Origin of the sequence: Acinetobacter lwoffii (genome assembly GCF_022809915.1) — a bacterium.
GTDB lineage: Bacteria > Pseudomonadota > Gammaproteobacteria > Pseudomonadales > Moraxellaceae > Acinetobacter > Acinetobacter lwoffii_M.
Genome location: NZ_JALGQY010000009.1, coordinates 1 through 17,406, shown reverse-complemented (window position 1 = coordinate 17,406; position 17,406 = coordinate 1). Strand labels below are relative to the sequence as shown.

The window sequence follows — 17,406 nt, the reverse complement described above, 5'->3', positions numbered from 1 at the left end:
ATTAGCCAATCTGTATTTCTGAAGGTGGATGTTTGAGACGACTCTTTTTCGGAGTCGCAATAAAATAAGCAAGCGTCAGTGGCCCTAGACGCCCTGCGAACATTAACAACATTAGAATGATCAAACTGGCCGGTTGTAGCTCCTCAGTTACCCCTCGGGACAAACCGACGGTACAGGCCGCAGACACGGCTTCAAACAACAGATCCAGAAAATCCTGCTCAGGTTCCAGGATTAATAAGCTCATAAAACCCATCATGATCAACGCTGCAGTAATACACACGACGGCCAATGCTTTAAACGTAGTTTTTTCAGGAATAGAGTGATTAAACAGCCGGATCTCATCTTCGCGTCTTAAAAAACTGATTACGCTGATGACCACAATAATAAACGTACCGACCTTAATGCCGCCCGCCGTACTTAAGGAACCTCCACCAATAAACATTAGAAATATGGTAACTAGAGTGGATGCATCACTCATTTGTTCCATTGGCAAGCTATGAAAACCTGAAGAGCGGGGAACGGTGGCATGGAACCAGGCATTCACGGCCTGATCGCCCAAACTCATGAGACCTAAGGTCTGTGGATTGGAAGCCTCCAATAGCCAAAGTACGATAAAAGCACTTAGGTTCAGACCCAGAATCGTTGAGAGGATTAGCTTGCTGTTGGTACTCAACTTACGCCAGCGCTTATGTTCTTTGACGTCCATCAGCACCAGAAAACCGATACCGCCAATGATATACAGCATACTGATGGTAAAGGTAATCAGATACTGTCCTGAAAAGCTCATCAAGCTATTTGGAAATAGTGAAAATCCACCATTATTAAAAGCGGAGACGCTATAAAAAGCTGCATAAAATAGTGCATCGCTAAACTGATATTCTTTGAGCCAAGCCAAAGTCAGAATCAGCGTACCGATTGCTTCAAAGAATAGAGAATATAAAAACACGGCTTTAATGGTAAAACTGACTTTTTTCAGACTAGTTTGTCCAATGGACTCCTGTGCCATGACTTGTTGTTTTAGCCCCAGTTGCGGTGCCAGACTCATCACTGCCAGAATGGCAAAGGTCATAAAACCCAAGCCGCCGCATTGCAACAAAAACATAATCACGATTTGACCAAATACGGTATAGGCTTCACCGACATTCACCACCGATAGCCCGGTAATGGTCACAGCAGAAGTTGCTGTAAAAATCGCCTCCAGCCAGCTGATTTCTCCATGATGTGCAATAGGCAGCATCAATAGCAGTGAGCCGATCAGAATTAATCCGAGAAAACCCAAAGCCAGTAAGCTCGGAGGACTGAGGTTGACCGTCCTGTGTTGCTTTAAATCAGAACTTTTCATAGATGTTTAAAATATTTAGCAAGACGGCGCAAAGGTTCCAGCAATCCTTCAACCAGTAAAATATCGCCTTCCTGAAGAATCTGATTGGCATCTACGTGATATTGCAATGTAGATCCGCGTTTATGTAATAAGGTAGTGATTTCAGGAGCATGCTTCATCAACTGATTCAGTGGCGTACCATGATGATCTGCATGAATTTCAATTTTGACAATATAATGATCATCCTCAAGCGCCATATAACGACTGACCATCGGATAGCTTAATGACTGGGCCACCCGAACGCCCATATCTTCTTCAGGATGAATGATTTTTTCAACATTGAGATGGGTCAGAATCATGTGGTGGGATTTGGATTTGGCCTTCACCCAGATTTTCTTTACGCCCATATTTTTTAAGTGCAATACACATAGAATACTGGCCTCAATATCCTCTCCAATCGCAACGACAACGGCATCACAGCGCTGAATGTTCAGCTCATCGAGTACATGTTCATCGGTTGCATCGGCAATCACGGCATGGGTCAGCTGATCAGAAATGTTTTCAACATATTTTTTATTCAGATCGATTCCGATCACTTCATGCTTCAGGCTGATGAGCTGTGTGGCCACGGTCGCACCGAAACTGCCAAGCCCGATGACTGCAAATAATGCCATGGATTGTCCTTCGTTATCTTTATGTCATTCGTTATATCCGCTATGGTAATGAGAAGGCGATTCTTCAGCTATAGTTTTTAGGTAAAAATAGTACAGATCTTTGAAGTATTTACGCTTCTTTCATCTGAAGTACAGATTGAAAATTTGGACAGTCAGACATAACCTGACGATGTGCATATAAGGTTCCATAGCTGTTTTGGATGATGTATTCGAATTCATGATGATCATCCTTCATGATATTGAGTGTGGCTTGGCGTTTGAGTTGAGGATAAGTTTTTAAATTATCGATTGAGGCACAAGAAAAGCTTTTTACAAAAGCTGAAATTTTAGGATCTAATTTCACTTCTTTATAATGATTTAGAAAAATATAAACAAATTTGGGATACTGGTTGAGTATTTCTGAATGTGCCTCTATACCAGCGATGTTGCTGAGGTTATTTGCGGTTGCATTACTGGGAATATTTTTCATACTTGTTCGAACGCGATCTTCTTCTTGATTTAATTTGTATGCTGGATAGCCGTATAAATAGACAAATAAAGTGGTGAGCAAAATAATAATAAAAGTGATATTCATATCTTAAGGTTCTATTTTTGTAATTATTTTTAATTTTAACAAGATTGGAAATTAATGGATAATTGGTGTTTTCATTCATGATACATTTTTAAATCTGCCTAGAATATCATCCTAAAAAAACCGCCTCGAAAGGCGGTTTATGTTTGAAAGAATTACTTCAAGAAACGTTGATAACCCAGATTATTGGTAATTTCCTGATATGGATAGGTAATGGTTTCGAGAGTTTCGATCAAGCCGTCCGGATTTTGTTGTGCATCGGTTGCTTCAAGACCTACCAGAACACGTCCTTCAGCAGCGCCGTGGTTACGGTAGTGGAACAGGGTAATGTTATGGGTTGGGCCAAGACGTTCCAGGAACATCAGTAAAGCACCAGGACGCTCCGGGAATTCCACGCGGAACAGGCGTTCATTTTCAATGTCGGCATGACCGCCGATCAGGTAACGGATATGCAGTTTGGCCACTTCATCATCAGACAGATCGTCAACGTCATACTGGAATTTTAAGGTCTCATAAATTTCCTGACGTTCTTTCTCACCATTTTTTAGACTAATACCCACAAAGACCTGTGCCGCAGAAGCATCGCTGGCACGATAGTTAAATTCAGTGATATTACGGCCTTGTAATGCGCGGCAGAAGCTCAGGAATGAACCTTTCTGTTCTGGAATGGTCACGGCAAAGATTGCTTCTTTACGCTCACCCAGTTCGGTACGTTCAGCGATATAACGTAAACGGTCGAAGTTCATGTTGGCGCCGCAGACAATCGACACCATGTTTTTCCCTTCGATGCCATGTTCAGCCACGTATTTTTTGATGCCGGCCAGTGCCATTGCACCAGATGGTTCTACAATACTACGGCATTCGTCATAAGTGTCTTTAATCGCTGCACAGACTTCATCCGTATTCACCAGCACCACATTCGGTTCCACGATCGGGCCTGAATTGTCCGATTTTTGCAGACGAATCACCTCAAAAGGTTTTTCCCCAATCTGGGCTACCGCTGTACCATCAGCAAACAAGCCCACAGATGGGAGAATCACACGTTCATTTGCTTCTAAAGCAGCTTTTAAACAGGCAGATTCGTCGTATTCCACTGGAATGACTTTAACGTGGGGTGCGACATCACCTAAATACGCTGCAACACCTGCGATCAGGCCGCCACCGCCAACTGCGACAAACACGTAATCCACATCGCGCCATTGGCGAAGAATTTCATTGGCAATGGTGCCTTGGCCAGCAATCACCAGTTCATCATCATAAGGCGGAATGAAAGTCATCCTATCTTCCTGGGCACGTTGAATCGCATATTTATTGGCAACATCAAATGAATCACCATGCAAAACCACTTCGCCACCCAGACGTTTAACCGCCTGTACCTTGATATCAGGTGTGGTTTTAGGCATCACAATAATCGCGCGAATACCCAGCTTTTTCCCTGAGAGTGCCACGCCCTGTGCATGGTTGCCCGCTGAAGCAGTAATAACGCCACGTTCCATTTGTGATTTCGGTAGTTGACTAATACGGTTATAGGCACCGCGTAGTTTGAATGAAAAAACCGGTTGTAAATCTTCACGTTTAAAGCGGATGTTATTATTGAGTCGTTCGCTAATTCGTGGCGCTGCTTCGAGTGGAGTTTCGATTGCAACATCGTAGACCGTTGCTTGTAAAATTTGTCGAACCAAACGAGACAGCATGTTAATTTTCCATCTAACAGTTTAAAATAGGGGCTTATTGTAACAAACCACACGGCTTTGCGGTTTAAAAAAGCTGCAAAAGTCCAAAATAGTTGAGTGAAGCCATGAGTCTATATGCAACCCAAGATGAGAAAAAACAAGCAGCAGCTAAAGCCGCTTTAAAACACTTGCCAAAAGGGGGCATTTTAGGCGTAGGTACAGGCAGTACTGTAAACTTTTTAATTGACTTATTACCTGAGCTGCAATTGGAAGCTGCGGTAGCCAGTTCAGAAGCAACTGCACAGCGCTTAAAAAAGCTCGGTATTGAAGTAGTGGATATGAACTCTGTCAGTGGTTTAGATGCCTATGTCGATGGCGCAGACGAAATTGATCGTCATATGCATATGATCAAAGGTGGCGGCGCAGCATTGACACGTGAAAAAATTGTTGCCTCTATTGCGAAAAAATTTGTGTGTATCGTGGATGATTCAAAATGGGTTGGACAATTGGGTCGTGAGTTTCCGCTTCCTGTAGAAGTGATTCCAATGGCACGTTCTGCGGTTGCGCGTAAAATTGTATCTTTGGGTGGCGATCCTGCTTATCGTGAAGGTGTGGTAACTGACAACGGTAACGTGATTCTAGACGTGTACAACCTGAATATTCTAAATGCGCTTGAACTGGAAAAAACCTTAAACGATATTCCGGGCGTGGTGTGTAACGGGATCTTTGCGATTAATAAAGCAGATATCGCCATTGTCGCGACGGATAACGGAATTGAAGAGCGTACTGCGGTTTAATTAAACTTTCTAGAAAAAATCCCTCTAAATCTCCCTGAGCGAAGTTTTAAAACACTGCTTTAAAAACAAGTGCAAGAAGGGAGACTTTTAAAAGCCCCTCTTTGAAAAAAAGGGGTTTGGGGAGATTAAAAAAACTATAATGACCTTATCCGACCTACCCGAAATTCAAATCACCCGAAATGTCCGTTCAACACGGTTACGTTTGCGTGTCGATGCAACGCAGATTCGCCTTACAGCCCCGGTTTTTTGCAGCAAAAAACAGATACGGCATTTTATTGAACAATCTGAAAGTTGGTTGATTAAAACCTGGCAATCCCAGCAAGAAAAAATCGAAAATATTGACCGGACGTTACCGATTGAGCTGCGGTTATTTAATCTAAAAGAACCTGTACAAATTTCTTATCAAAGCCAGAAGAGCAACTTCATTTTTGATCATAAAAATTTACAGCTTTGCATCAGTGACCGACATCCTGAAGAATATTTAAAAACTTTCGTGATTGCCTACGCAAAAGAACAGCTTCCTTCATATTTAAATCTTGTCTCACAGCAATGTCATTTGCCTTTTAAAAACTGCAGTATTCGACAACCTAAAACCCGGTGGGGCAGTTGTTCGGCCAAACATGACATTATGCTGAATAGTGCGCTAGTATTATTCCCTGAACAAGTCACGCGTTATGTCACTGTGCATGAACTTGTACATACAAAGCATTTTGATCATAGTCCACGGTTTTGGGCAGAAGTTGCCAAGCATGATCAGCATTTCCAGCAGCATCGTATAACGCTGAAAAATACACCGTTGCCATATTGGTGGGGTGCCTAAAAGCATAATTAATAAGTCCATATAACCTTATTGAAATAGCCTAAGCAATCTAGGCATTTAATCCTCTAAACCGGCCTTATCCTGCGGATCAATTAAAAAACCAGCAAACCCCGGTGAAATGGTTTAGAAAACCTCAACTTCCTGTCATACTAGGCTCTATAAAGGAAACATTTATTTGAGGTAATCATCGTGATTTCAGTGGGTATTGTGGGTGGTACGGGTTATACAGGCGTTGAACTTTTACGTCTTTTGCTACGACATCCAGATGTAAATGTAACAGCACTGACATCACGTACTGAAGCAGGCCGTCGTGTAGATGACATGTTCCCGAGCTTGCGCGGTCATACCGATCTTAAATTCTCTGATTTAAGTCTGGATTTATTAAAATCATGCGATGTGGTGTTCTTTGCAACGCCGCATGGTGTCGCAATGAAACATGTCGAAGAGCTGGTTGCTGCAAATACCAAAGTGATCGACCTGGCGGCAGACTTCCGTTTACAAGATCTTGAACAGTTCGAAAAATGGTATGGCATGCAACATGCATGTCCAGAACTGTTAAAAGATTCTGTTTACGGTTTATCTGAGCTGAATCGTGAAGAGATTAAGAAAGCCAATGTCATCGGAAATCCGGGGTGTTATCCAACTACAGTTCAGTTAGGTCTGGCGCCAGTTTTAAAAGCAGCTGAAGTATTGGTGAAACCTGAAAGCATTATTATCGATGCCAAGTCGGGTGTATCAGGTGCAGGTCGTAAAGCTAGTCTGGGCATGATTTATTCTGAAAATGCCGATAATTTTAAAGCCTATGGTGTAGCGGGTCATCGTCATCACCCTGAAATTGTCGAAGCACTGGAAAATATTTCAGGTCAAAAAAATGTGTTTGATCATATTTTATTTGTACCGCATTTGGTGCCGATGATTCGTGGTATGTTGTCGACCATCTATATCGATTTAACTGAAGCAGGCCAAACAGCAGATTTACAAGCGCTATATGAGCAGTTCTATGCCAATGAAGCATTTGTGGATGTCATGCCGGCGGGTAGCTCACCAGAAACCCGTTCAGTGCGTGGAGCGAATCAGTTGCGTATTGCCTTGTATAAGCCACAACCAACAAAACTGGTGATCCTGGTTGCACAAGACAATCTGGTGAAAGGTGCAGCAGGACAGGCTGTGCAAAACATGAACTTGATGTTTGGTTTTGCTGAAGACGCTGGCTTAAATAATATTGGTTTATTACCATAAAAAACGTATTAGAACTTCACACACATTTAGATTTGCATTTAAATGTGTGTCTTGATTAAAGCAAACAAGAGATCAAAATGCCGAATAACGAGTCAAATACGACGCTTCCTCAGGAACCCGGTACTAAGAAACCATTCATGAAAGGCAATACGCCCTTAGCCATTGGTGCGGCTGTATTGATCTTAAGCAGTGGCGTACTCGGATATACTGTAGGACATCGTCAGGGTTTGACTGCGGCGGGTTATGATGCGGATGCAGAGCAACTGGTCGATGTGGTACAGACTCAGAAAGCCAGTCTGGAAACACTGAACAAGACGCTGAATACTGCGGTTCAGGAGCGTGATCTGGCGGTCAGTAATGCCAATGATCTGTATCTGGCCATGACCAAGGCACGTGATGAACAGGTGCAGGCCGAAAGTGTGGGAACCATTTATCGCGAGATCTTGCGTCAGCGTGGTGGTCTGGCATTGGCGGTTCAAAACCTGTCGATTAAACCATTACCCGAAAATGCCTTTGAATACCAGATTGATCTGGTTCAGGTCAGCCCAGGCAAAAGCCGTGCTTCAGGTAGCGTGGAACTGCGCCTGATTAAAGGTACGGAAATTCTGGTGGTACCACTGGAAGATAAAAACTTTAATTTTGAAAATTATGAGCGACTCACTGGCCGCTGGACCATGCCGAAAGGCTTTAAACCAGAATTTATTGAAGTGCGTCTCACCGGTGCCAAGCCTGTGATTCGTCGTTTTAGTTGGGAACAGGGCAAAGCAGTCGAAAATCAGTCTGCCACCTTGTCAGAAATTCCGAAAACCGAAGCAAATGCAAATTAAGTGTGAAATATAAATCTTATGCCAAGCAATAAACGTCAAATGTGTTTAAGTGATATTAAAAACTCTTTTAATGAGTCTGGAATTGTTGATTGGCATATCAGCCCACGTTTAGCAAATGAACCCTCTGAAGACGGTGATTCTGACCTAGCTGTACAGACTGCACCGCCAGAACTGAAACGTCCACCGTTGTATGCCGTTGTTTTATTAAATGACGACTATACGCCGATGGAGTTTGTAATTGAAATTTTACAACAATACTTTGCAATGAATCTTGACCAAGCTACACAAGTAATGCTAACTGTACATTATGAAGGAAAGGGTGTAGCTGGGGTCTATCCTCGAGACATTGCGGAGACTAAAGCGAACCAAGTCAATAATTATGCTCGATCACAAGGTCATCCGTTACTTTGCCAAATAGAGCCTAAAGATTAAGGGGGTTACATGCTCAGTCGTCAATTAGAAGTATCACTACGTTTGGCTGTCAGCATGGCTCGTCAAAAGAGACATGAGTTCCTGACCGTAGAACATTTATTGTTAGCCTTACTCGACAATGATTCTGCCGTAAATGCTCTCAAAGCATGTGGTGCGGACATCATCGTGTTGCGTAAGGAATTAGAAGAGTACGTAGAACAACATACCCCTAAACTTGGTGAAAATAGTGATCAGGCACCACACCCGACAGAAAGCTTTGACCGGATCTTGCAACGTGCGATTTTTCACGTGCAGTCAAGCGGCGGCGATCGTACTGTAGAAGGTGCTGATATTCTGGTTGCCATGTATTCTGAGCGTGACTCATTTGCAGTCTATCTGCTTAAACGTCATCAAATTAACCGTCTGACCCTGACTCAGTACCTGTCTCATGGTACCCGTAAAGAAGATGTACAATCTGAAGAAGAAATCGAAGACCTAGATGGCGAATCGGCATCTTCAGCAAGTTCAGGTCCACTTGAGCTTTATACAACCAACCTCAATGTTGAAGCACAAAAAGGCAAGACCGATCCATTGATTGGTCGTGAAAAAGAAATCGAGCGTGCCGCGCAAATTCTTTGCCGCCGTCGTAAAAATAACCCACTCCTTGTCGGTGATCCAGGTGTCGGTAAAACCTCGATTGCTGAAGGGCTGGCTTGGTTAATTGTCAATGGTAAAGCGCCAAAACCGCTAGAAAATGCTGAAATCTTCAGTCTGGATATTGGTGCTTTGGTGGCAGGAACCAAATACCGCGGTGATTTTGAAAAACGCTTGAAACAGCTTTTAAATGCGTTGAAAAAGAAACCTGAAGCAGTGCTGTTTATTGATGAAATTCACATGATTATTGGTGCAGGCTCGAGTATGGGCAGTACCATGGATGCATCGAATCTGATCAAACCGGCGCTGGCAAATGGTTCTTTACGCTGCATCGGGTCAACCACATTCCAGGAATACCGTCAGGTCTTTGAGAAAGATCATGCTTTATCGCGTCGTTTCCAGAAAATTGATGTGAATGAGCCATCTATTTCTGAAACTATTGATATCCTACGTGGTCTGAAATCGAAGTTTGAAGATTTCCATCATGTGGAATATGAAGATCAAGCCTTAGTGTCTGCGGTAGAACTTTCTGCGAAATTTATCAACGACCGTTTCTTGCCAGATAAGGCGATTGATGTCATTGATGAAGCCGGTGCTCAGCGCCGTCTCAAAGCAGAACAAGATGACAGTTTAATCACCGTAGAAAATATTGAAGACATCGTTTCTAAAATTGCGCGTATTCCTCCGAAAACTGTCTCTAAAGATGACAAGAGTGTGCTGGAAAATCTTGAGCGTGATTTAAAACGTGTGGTCTTTGGTCAGGATGAAGCGATTGAGGCCTTGGCTTCTGCAATTAAACTGTCACGTGCCGGTTTGAAGTCTCCAGATAAGCCTGTAGGTAGTTTTGTCTTTGCGGGTCCTACAGGTGTTGGTAAAACCGAAGTGACCAAGCAGCTCGCGAAACAGATGGGTGTGGAACTGGTTCGTTTTGATATGTCGGAATACATGGAACGTCATGCAGTGTCACGTTTGATCGGTGCACCTCCGGGCTATGTCGGTTTTGATCAGGGTGGCTTACTCACCGATGCGATTCACAAAAATCCGCATTGTGTGCTGTTGCTAGACGAGATCGAAAAAGCGCATCCAGATGTGTTTAACCTCTTATTGCAGATTATGGATCATGGTTCATTGACTGATAATAACGGGCGTAAATCTGATTTCCGTAACGTGGTCTTGGTACTCACCACCAATATTGGTGCTGAAAGTATTTCACGTGTCAGCATTGGTTTTATGGAACAGGACAATAGTAACGATAATCAGGAAGCGATGAAGAAAGTTTTCTCGCCAGAATTCCGTAACCGTCTCGATGGCGTGATTCAGTTCAAGGCATTACCAAGCAGCATTATTGAAAATGTTGTAGATAAATTCCTGACTGAACTTCAAGCACAACTAGATGACAAAAAAGTCATGTTGGAAGTGGATCAGAGTGCACGTGAATGGATGTCAGAACATGGCTATGACCGTTTAATGGGCGCACGTCCAATGCAACGTTTGATTCAGGAACACCTGAAAAAACCGCTGGCTGAGATGATCTTGTTTGGTGAGCTGGCTGAAAATGGCGGCAATGTTGCAGTATCGGTGAAAAAAGAAAATGGTAAAGCGGTTGGCTTAAAACTTGAAGTTTTTGAAGACCAGACTGCTGAACCAGCTTAATTAATAAGAAGGATCAAACCCGTGCTTGCACGGGTTTTTTCATGGACTCATATTTTAAATTATCAAATTCATATCATTTAAAAGATAAATTATGGATATTCAAGTTACCAAGCTGTTCACGACATTTTTACTGTTTTTAGTCACGGCATTGATGGAAATTTTAGGTTGTTATTTTCCCTATCTGATTTTAAATCAGGGGAGAAGCCACTGGTTATGGATTCCGACAGCTCTGGCTTTGGCGGCTTTTGTCTGGCTGTTAACCTTGCATCCAGCTGCTTCAGGACGGATCTATGCCGCTTATGGCGGTATCTATATTTTTTCAGCACTGATTTGGTTGCGCTTCGTTGATCAAGTGACTTTATCGCGTTGGGATCTGCTTGGTGGCATGGTGGTGATACTGGGTGCACTGATTATTATTTTGCAGCCGCAAGGCTTGGTGCGTTAGCAGAATATAATTTGATCTCACAGCAAACCTCATCAAAAAAGGTAGCTACAGCTACCTTCTTTGTGTTTGGATTTTTTAATTTCAAATCAAACTTGATGTCTTATTTAGTTAGTTTATTTTAATTTGCAATCTTTCTGGGAAATATCCGTTTTATAGGTTTGTGTTTGCGAACTCAGACTAAGTTCAACCTTGTATGGGTTCGCAATCTGATAGCGATGCTCAAAGAAAATTTCACAATTATTGAGCAGATTATTACGAATGACTTTCATCACTTCTTTGCGCCCTAGGTCTTTTTCAAACTGGCTAAAATCGGGCGTGATGATCATGCCTTTCAGGGTGGTTTTATTAGCGCTCAATTGCAATTGTTCAATAATCGTATTCTGGTCAATCTGCAACGGTAAAGTTCTGGAATCTTCTGCACTGAGTACTGCGAGTAATTCATTCAGCTCAGCTTTTTTCTGAATTTTAAATTTGCTGTCAATAATATTTTTTTCTTGAAGATACTGGTCAAATTCAGAAGCATGCACCGGTAAGGCGACACTGCTAAAACCTGTCAAGAGTGCCAAAGCCCAATATTTTTTTTGCATTGTATAAAATCACTTTTTATTCCATTTCAACAATGATTATAAGAGCTGAGACAAAAAAAGCACCAGAGATTGGTGCTTAATTTGTGAAGATTCATCTTAAAAAATTAGTCTTTTTTCAGATTTTCATTAATCAGGAATTCAACCAAAGCTTTTTGCGCGTGCAAACGATTTTCAGCTTCATCCCAAACCACAGCATTTTTATGGTCAAGCAGATTTTCTGAAATCTCTTCGCCACGATGCGCAGGCAAGCAGTGCATAAACAAGCAATCTGGATGTGCAAGATCCATCAGACGTTCATTGACCTGATAATCTGCAAAGGCTTTTTCACGGATCTTTTGTTCTTCTTCCTGGCCCATGCTTGCCCAAACGTCAGTCACGATCAGGTCAGCATTCACTGCTGCATCTTCAGCAGAAGGAACCAGTTCCACGCAATGCGCAAATTCAGACAGGAATTTTTCTTGTGGCTCATAGCCTTTTGGCGCTGCAATTTTCAGATTAAAGCCCCACATATGTGCAGCTTCAATATAAGAATTACACATATTGTTGCCATCACCAATCCAGGCAACAGTTTTACCTTCGATTGAGCCACGTTGCTCTACATAGGTCTGCATGTCAGCAAGTAACTGGCAAGGGTGGTGGTCATCAGTCAACGCATTAATCACTGGAACTTTTGAATAAGATGCAAAACGCTCCACGATATCATGACCGAAAGTACGGATCATCACGATATCCAGCATGCTTGAAATCACACGTGCAGAATCTTCAATCGGTTCACCACGACCTAACTGGGTATCGCGTGAAGACAGGAAAATCGCGCTACCACCAAATTGGCTCATGCCAGCTTCAAACGAAACACGCGTACGGGTACTCGATTTCTCAAAAATCATGCCCATCACTTTACCAACAAATGGTTGGAACACTTCATTGTTATGCTGTTTGCGCTTAAGCTCAATTGCGCGTTGCAAAATCTGGTTAAGTTCTAAAGTTGATAAATCGCGTAAGGTGAGAAAGTGACGGAGAGCCATTCGTTACTCCACAATAATTGCCGAAAAACTCGATCAACAATCAGTTGTTGGTTAGTTTAAGAAAAAATACGGAATCGGCTAATATACTATAAGCAATGAAAAATGCAAAAAAACTAGACTTTTTGATGACCGTCTAAAAAGCGATCCACACAATAACTGATGTATTTGTCGATTTCCTGATCATCTTCCTGTACCGGAATTCCCATCAGAATACGCCATTCCAGATTGCGCAAAATACCAAAATACAGCTGTGCAGAATATTGCGGATTTTCGCAATGCAGTAAACCTTGCGCATCTGCCTGTTCTAAAGCCGTGGCAATGGCACTTTGCACATGCACCGGGCCTCGCTCATGAATATGTTGAGCAAGTTCCGGATTGCGCTGACTTTGTTCCAGCACCAGACGCATAAAGGCCGAGTTTTCAGGTTGCATAATCTGGTGATAAAAATTGAGCAACGTGTGTACTAAATAACTACGAAAATCCAGTGCCATCAGTTCGATCGGAATACTGATATCTTCAAAAAACTTGATACGACGATAATCGCAAATGGCTTTAAACAAGCCTTCTTTATTGCCAAAGTATTTATAGATCGAAGCTTTGGAGCCTCCGGCATGCTGGACGATATCATCCAGAGACACAGCATCATAACCCCGTTCCAGAAACAGCTCGGTTGCACTGATCAGCAGCGCAATACAACGCTCATGACCACGTTTGGTCTGTGGCAGATCTTTGGCGAGCGGTTCTAGGGCGAGGTCTTGCATAGAAGATAATACATCAACATGTCAATAGAGATTGAAACGCCATCATAGCAAATATATGCACATATTTCATAATTGCGCCAGATAAGTGCGCTATTTGCTAATTAGGTAAAGCAAAACTTAAAAATTTGACTAAAGTTTTAGAGTATTTGTTCTATCGGGTTATGGAATGAGCAAGCCAAATGAGTATACTCGAATTTCAATAATTATAGCCAAGACTGTGGAAAAGGAAGATGACAGAACAAATGTCTGCAGGTTTAAGATTTAGACAAGCGCTTGAAGTCGAGAAACCATTGCAAATTATGGGCACGGTAAATGCCTATGCTGCCATGATGGCCAAACAGGTCGGTTATAAAGCCATTTATTTATCAGGTGCGGGTGTCGCGAATTATTCTTATGGTTTGCCTGACCTGGGCATGACCAGCCTGGATAATGTTCTTGAAGATGTACGCCGGATCACTGAACGTGTGGATACACCTTTACTAGTTGATATTGATACCGGTTGGGGCGGCGCATTAAATATTGCCCGAACGATCAAACAGATGATTGCAGCAGGAGCCGCTGCGGTTCATATTGAAGATCAGGTTGCACAGAAGCGTTGTGGTCATCGTCCAAATAAAGAAATCGTATCGCAACAGGAAATGGTCGATCGTATCAAAGCTGCTGTAGATGCGAAAACCGATTCAAACTTCGTGGTGATGGCGCGTACCGATGCGCTACAAAAAGAAGGCCTGCAAGCCGTGATTGACCGTGCTTCTGCCTGTGTTGAAGCGGGCGCAGATGCGATTTTTGCTGAAGCGATGACTGATATCACCATGTACCGTACAGTATGTGATGCGGTCGGTGTGCCAGTCCTGGCGAATATTACCGAATTTGGTGATACGCCGTATTATACGGTAGATGAATTGGCTGAGCAGGGCATTGGCATGGTGCTGTATCCATTGTCAGCGACACGTGCAATGCAAAAAGCCGCACTTGAAGTGATGCGTTCGGTGCGCGAACATGGTACTCAGGTAAATGTGCTGGATATCATGCAACAACGAAAAGAACTCTACGAATTTTTAGATTATCACAGCTTCGAAGACACATTAGATAAACTGTTTAAACAGGAGAATTAAAAAAATGGCTGAAGGAAAAGTACTCACTGGCGCAGGATTGCGCGGACAAGTGGCAGGTAAAACCTCACTTTCAACAGTAGGCAAAAGTGGCGCAGGTCTGACCTATCGCGGTTATGACGTGCAGGATCTGGCTGAACATTGCCAGTTTGAAGAAGTCGCTTATCTGATTTTCTTCGGAGAATTGCCGACAGCAGAGCAATTGGCAGCCTACAAAGCCAAACTGAAATCCTTGCGCACTTTACCTCAGGCATTAAAAGAAGTCCTTGAGCGTATTCCTGCGGATTCGCATCCAATGGATGTGATGCGTACTGGCGTTTCCATGCTGGGCAATCTTGAAACTGAGCAGTCTTTTGAGCAGCAACAGGATATCGCAGACCGCATTTTGGCAACTTTGCCGGCAATCATTTGTTACTGGTATCGTTATAGTCATGACGGCGTACGTATTGAAGAAAATACTGACGATGATTCGATTGGTGCACAGTTCCTGCATCTTCTGCATGGTGAAAAACCAAATGAGCTACATGAACAGGTAATGAATGTTTCCTTGATTCTGTATGCAGAGCATGAATTCAATGCTTCGACTTTTACCGCTCGTGTGTGTGCATCAACGCTGTCAGATATGCATTCCTGTATTACCGGTGCAATCGGTTCCTTGCGTGGCCCTCTACATGGCGGTGCCAACGAAGCTGCGATGGACATGATCGAAAACTGGAAGTCGCCTGAAGAAGCTGAACGTGAAATGCTGGGCATGCTGGAACGTAAAGAAAAAATCATGGGCTTCGGTCATGCGATCTATAAGGACAATGATCCGCGTAATGGCATTATTAAAGTCTGGTCGGAGCGTTTAGCCAAAGATGTCGGTGATACCGTACTTTATCCAGTGTCAGTGCGCTGCGAAGAAGTCATGTGGCGTGAGAAGAAATTATTCTGTAATGCGGATTTCTTCCATGCTTCGGCTTATCATTTCATGGGCATTCCAACCAAGTTGTTTACCCCGATCTTTGTTATGTCACGTGTGACAGGTTGGGCAGCGCATGTGATGGAACAGCGTGCAGATAACCGTATTATCCGTCCAAGCGCGGACTATACCGGTCCAGAACTACGTAAAGTAGTGCCAATCGCTGAGCGTTCTACAGCGGCTTGATCCGTAAATGTCCTAGAATAAAAATAAGGTCTCAATTGAGACCTTATTTTTTTAGTGAATTCTGTTATCGACTTAACAGTGCCGGATCTTCAATGCTATAACCTGTTTCAAAAGGAATACCCAGATACTTTACTATTACCAGGGTTTTATTCTGTTTCGGAACTTTATAGGCCTGGCTAATTTTCAAGCCTTGCTGATAACTGACTGCTTGCTGAACCGGACTTTTTTGTAAGCTGGATTTTACTTGATATTGATAGGTCCATTTTGGCACTTTTTCCTGAGGATCATGCCAGGCAGGCGCGCTACCTTTCGTTGTCTTTAACACCTTAAGCTGTGGCTTTGATTTTTGAATTGGATTTAATGGAACTAAACGTTTTTTGATTTTGGCAATGTCCTGATCAAACTTGCGACTGTCTTGATCATAATCGATGCGCTTGGTTTTAGGATTGATATATAAGGAATTGACCTGAACCAGTTGATTTGGTTTTTGGGATTTAAAATTATAATAATACAGTTGAGGCAAGCGTCCACGACCATCAAGATAATGACGTATGATATAAAGCTTCTGTTCTTTGACTTCATAGCCTAGAACTTCAATATTTTGTGGGCCGCCTACAGTAGCGAAAGCCAGACTGGGCAAGCTCAGAGGGAGCAGAAGCAGTGCGGTTTTAATATTCATGGTCATTCCACCCTCAAAAAAATAGATTGGCATTTGATCATGCCAATCTATCTTAAAATACGGTAGAAATAATGAAGCTTATTCAGGCTACATAGTAACTTTGAAAGCTTAGCTGTTATTCAATAGATTGATCATGTCATGTGCAACCACAGCTGACAGTTTATTAAGGCGTTCAAGTGGCGAGCCTTTGAGATAATACTGGAACTGATGGATTTGCGTGCCATCATTAATGGCCACAAAAAAAGTCCCTTCCGGTTTCTCTGGTGTCGCGCTACCACCTGGTTTAAGCAATCCTGTACAGGCAATAATCCAGTCAGCATCACGGAACATTTTTTTACCTGCTTCCGCCAGAGCAACCGTTACCGGCATAGATTCCGCAGTATGACTATTGATCAGATTCTTGGAAATGCCCAATACTGAAGTCTTGACACTTACATCGTAGCAGATCAAACCACCAATCAGAATTTCGGCACCTTCTCCTTTACAAATGGAGAACTGGCTACTGAGATATCCAGAACTTGCGCTTTCGATAAAGGCAATTTTTATGTTTTTCTCTTCGAGTAAGCCGCAACAGGTTTTTATCATAGTCTCTATATTTTCTTTGTGGGAGTGATTTTAGATCAATTTAGACAGATTTTTTCTGTCGATCAACTCCAAGTATATTTATATTTTTATGAAAGTTAAAATTTTTTTCATAGATTAGGGTGTGTTGACACTTTTAGTTTAAAAAAATAGCGAAGTAGTAAAATCAAATCGCCAAACCCAATTTTACTATTCGCTATGCCTCGTACCATGCTGACAGATCAACACTGGCAAAAGTTGAAAGTTATTCTGCGTAATTTATCCATTCACCACAACTCAAATTTACGCAATTTTATTGAAGCTATTCTCTATAGAATTAGAACAGGCTGTCCGTGGCGAGATATTCCTTGTTGTTTTGGTCATTCAAACTCTATTTTCAAACGTTTTAATCGTTGGTCAAGCAGCGGTAAGTTACTTAGATTATTCAA

Annotated in this window: 19 protein-coding genes; 10 read left to right on the top strand and 9 right to left on the bottom strand. The window is 42.5% G+C overall.

All coding sequences use genetic code 11. From position 1 onward, the window contains the following. Position 1: 1 nt before the first annotated feature. The 4 genes from MTX11_RS06390 to ilvA form a co-directional block, all read right to left on the bottom strand. Entirely contained in the window at positions 2–1,342 is a 1,341-nt protein-coding gene (locus MTX11_RS06390; protein ID WP_243474668.1) for a TrkH family potassium uptake protein, read from the bottom strand. Next, positions 1,339–1,995 (bottom strand): potassium channel family protein, encoded by a 657-nt coding sequence (locus MTX11_RS06385; RefSeq protein ID WP_005246545.1) that lies wholly within the window; start codon positions 1,993–1,995, stop codon positions 1,339–1,341. The genes MTX11_RS06390 and MTX11_RS06385 overlap by 4 nt, the downstream gene beginning before the upstream one ends. A gap of 109 nt (positions 1,996–2,104) precedes the next feature. After that, positions 2,105–2,569, bottom strand: a complete 465-nt coding sequence (locus tag MTX11_RS06380) for a hypothetical protein (RefSeq protein ID WP_243474667.1) — start codon at positions 2,567–2,569, stop codon at positions 2,105–2,107. 152 nt (positions 2,570–2,721) lie between these two features. Then, positions 2,722–4,260, bottom strand: coding sequence for a threonine ammonia-lyase, biosynthetic (gene ilvA / locus MTX11_RS06375; RefSeq protein WP_243474666.1), 1,539 nt, complete (start codon positions 4,258–4,260; stop codon positions 2,722–2,724). Positions 4,261–4,364: 104 nt separating this feature from the next. On the opposite strand from ilvA, the gene rpiA reads away from it, so the two are divergent. The 7 genes from rpiA (at position 4,365) to MTX11_RS06340 (ending at position 11,085) form a co-directional block, all read left to right on the top strand. Then, on the top strand, positions 4,365–5,036 hold the full coding sequence (gene rpiA / locus MTX11_RS06370; protein ID WP_004279784.1) for a ribose-5-phosphate isomerase RpiA: 672 nt from the start codon (positions 4,365–4,367) through the stop codon (positions 5,034–5,036). A gap of 139 nt (positions 5,037–5,175) precedes the next feature. Continuing rightward, on the top strand, positions 5,176–5,856 hold the full coding sequence (locus MTX11_RS06365; RefSeq protein ID WP_243474665.1) for a M48 family metallopeptidase: 681 nt from the start codon (positions 5,176–5,178) through the stop codon (positions 5,854–5,856). A 183-nt stretch (positions 5,857–6,039) separates the two neighbouring features. Beyond that, on the top strand, positions 6,040–7,095 hold the full coding sequence (gene argC / locus MTX11_RS06360; protein ID WP_243474706.1) for an N-acetyl-gamma-glutamyl-phosphate reductase: 1,056 nt from the start codon (positions 6,040–6,042) through the stop codon (positions 7,093–7,095). A 77-nt stretch (positions 7,096–7,172) separates the two neighbouring features. Further along, positions 7,173–7,922: a DUF6776 family protein gene (locus tag MTX11_RS06355; RefSeq protein WP_004279781.1), complete on the top strand. Its 750-nt coding sequence runs from the start codon at positions 7,173–7,175 to the stop codon at positions 7,920–7,922. A gap of 18 nt (positions 7,923–7,940) precedes the next feature. Continuing rightward, positions 7,941–8,354, top strand: a complete 414-nt coding sequence (clpS, locus tag MTX11_RS06350) for an ATP-dependent Clp protease adapter ClpS (protein ID WP_004279780.1) — start codon at positions 7,941–7,943, stop codon at positions 8,352–8,354. A gap of 9 nt (positions 8,355–8,363) precedes the next feature. Continuing rightward, entirely contained in the window at positions 8,364–10,640 is a 2,277-nt protein-coding gene (gene clpA / locus MTX11_RS06345) for an ATP-dependent Clp protease ATP-binding subunit ClpA (protein WP_004646785.1), read from the top strand. 91 nt (positions 10,641–10,731) lie between these two features. Beyond that, entirely contained in the window at positions 10,732–11,085 is a 354-nt protein-coding gene (locus tag MTX11_RS06340; RefSeq protein ID WP_243474664.1) for a YnfA family protein, read from the top strand. Between the two features lie 113 nt (positions 11,086–11,198). On the opposite strand, the gene MTX11_RS06335 is transcribed toward MTX11_RS06340, so the two are convergent. The 3 genes from MTX11_RS06335 to MTX11_RS06325 form a co-directional block, all read right to left on the bottom strand. Next, positions 11,199–11,672 (bottom strand): hypothetical protein, encoded by a 474-nt coding sequence (locus MTX11_RS06335; RefSeq protein ID WP_243474663.1) that lies wholly within the window; start codon positions 11,670–11,672, stop codon positions 11,199–11,201. 104 nt (positions 11,673–11,776) lie between these two features. Further along, positions 11,777–12,697 (bottom strand): ornithine carbamoyltransferase, encoded by a 921-nt coding sequence (gene argF / locus MTX11_RS06330; RefSeq protein WP_004280178.1) that lies wholly within the window; start codon positions 12,695–12,697, stop codon positions 11,777–11,779. Positions 12,698–12,810: 113 nt separating this feature from the next. Continuing rightward, positions 12,811–13,458: a TetR/AcrR family transcriptional regulator gene (locus tag MTX11_RS06325; protein WP_004646788.1), complete on the bottom strand. Its 648-nt coding sequence runs from the start codon at positions 13,456–13,458 to the stop codon at positions 12,811–12,813. 230 nt (positions 13,459–13,688) lie between these two features. Here MTX11_RS06325 and prpB point away from each other — a divergent pair, with 230 nt between their 5' ends. Next, positions 13,689–14,573: a methylisocitrate lyase gene (gene prpB, locus MTX11_RS06320; protein ID WP_004280180.1), complete on the top strand. Its 885-nt coding sequence runs from the start codon at positions 13,689–13,691 to the stop codon at positions 14,571–14,573. 4 nt (positions 14,574–14,577) lie between these two features. Continuing rightward, a complete protein-coding gene (prpC, locus tag MTX11_RS06315; RefSeq protein WP_044110021.1) occupies positions 14,578–15,717 on the top strand; it encodes a bifunctional 2-methylcitrate synthase/citrate synthase in 1,140 nt (379 codons plus the stop codon). Between the two features lie 64 nt (positions 15,718–15,781). Here prpC and MTX11_RS06310 read toward each other — a convergent pair whose 3' ends face one another. Both MTX11_RS06310 and MTX11_RS06305 read right to left on the bottom strand, forming a co-directional pair. Further along, on the bottom strand, positions 15,782–16,402 hold the full coding sequence (locus tag MTX11_RS06310) for an aminotransferase (protein WP_243474705.1): 621 nt from the start codon (positions 16,400–16,402) through the stop codon (positions 15,782–15,784). A 102-nt stretch (positions 16,403–16,504) separates the two neighbouring features. Next, positions 16,505–16,981, bottom strand: coding sequence for a CinA family protein (locus MTX11_RS06305; protein WP_004280184.1), 477 nt, complete (start codon positions 16,979–16,981; stop codon positions 16,505–16,507). 195 nt (positions 16,982–17,176) lie between these two features. Between MTX11_RS06305 and MTX11_RS06300 the strand changes: the two genes are divergently transcribed. Next, positions 17,177–17,406 (top strand): transposase (locus MTX11_RS06300; RefSeq protein WP_243474662.1); only part of this gene is annotated, 230 nt, incomplete at its 3' end.

Excerpts from the sequence above, each read along its gene's own strand:
- MTX11_RS06355 (WP_004279781.1), top strand. The coding sequence starts at position 7,173 with ATGCCGAATAACGAGTCAAATACGACGCTTCCTCAGGAACCCGGTACT.
- MTX11_RS06390 (WP_243474668.1), bottom strand. The coding sequence starts at position 1,342 with ATGAAAAGTTCTGATTTAAAGCAACACAGGACGGTCAACCTCAGTCCT.
- MTX11_RS06385 (WP_005246545.1), bottom strand. The coding sequence starts at position 1,995 with ATGGCATTATTTGCAGTCATCGGGCTTGGCAGTTTCGGTGCGACCGTG.
- MTX11_RS06305 (WP_004280184.1), bottom strand. The coding sequence starts at position 16,981 with ATGATAAAAACCTGTTGCGGCTTACTCGAAGAGAAAAACATAAAAATT.
- MTX11_RS06325 (WP_004646788.1), bottom strand. The coding sequence starts at position 13,458 with ATGCAAGACCTCGCCCTAGAACCGCTCGCCAAAGATCTGCCACAGACC.
- MTX11_RS06365 (WP_243474665.1), top strand. The coding sequence starts at position 5,176 with ATGACCTTATCCGACCTACCCGAAATTCAAATCACCCGAAATGTCCGT.
- MTX11_RS06335 (WP_243474663.1), bottom strand. The coding sequence starts at position 11,672 with ATGCAAAAAAAATATTGGGCTTTGGCACTCTTGACAGGTTTTAGCAGT.
- clpA (WP_004646785.1), top strand. The coding sequence starts at position 8,364 with ATGCTCAGTCGTCAATTAGAAGTATCACTACGTTTGGCTGTCAGCATG.
- ilvA (WP_243474666.1), bottom strand. The coding sequence starts at position 4,260 with ATGCTGTCTCGTTTGGTTCGACAAATTTTACAAGCAACGGTCTACGAT.
- MTX11_RS06310 (WP_243474705.1), bottom strand. The coding sequence starts at position 16,402 with ATGACCATGAATATTAAAACCGCACTGCTTCTGCTCCCTCTGAGCTTG.
- prpB (WP_004280180.1), top strand. The coding sequence starts at position 13,689 with ATGACAGAACAAATGTCTGCAGGTTTAAGATTTAGACAAGCGCTTGAA.
- rpiA (WP_004279784.1), top strand. The coding sequence starts at position 4,365 with ATGAGTCTATATGCAACCCAAGATGAGAAAAAACAAGCAGCAGCTAAA.
- clpS (WP_004279780.1), top strand. The coding sequence starts at position 7,941 with ATGCCAAGCAATAAACGTCAAATGTGTTTAAGTGATATTAAAAACTCT.
- argF (WP_004280178.1), bottom strand. The coding sequence starts at position 12,697 with ATGGCTCTCCGTCACTTTCTCACCTTACGCGATTTATCAACTTTAGAA.
- prpC (WP_044110021.1), top strand. The coding sequence starts at position 14,578 with ATGGCTGAAGGAAAAGTACTCACTGGCGCAGGATTGCGCGGACAAGTG.
- MTX11_RS06340 (WP_243474664.1), top strand. The coding sequence starts at position 10,732 with ATGGATATTCAAGTTACCAAGCTGTTCACGACATTTTTACTGTTTTTA.
- MTX11_RS06380 (WP_243474667.1), bottom strand. The coding sequence starts at position 2,569 with ATGAATATCACTTTTATTATTATTTTGCTCACCACTTTATTTGTCTAT.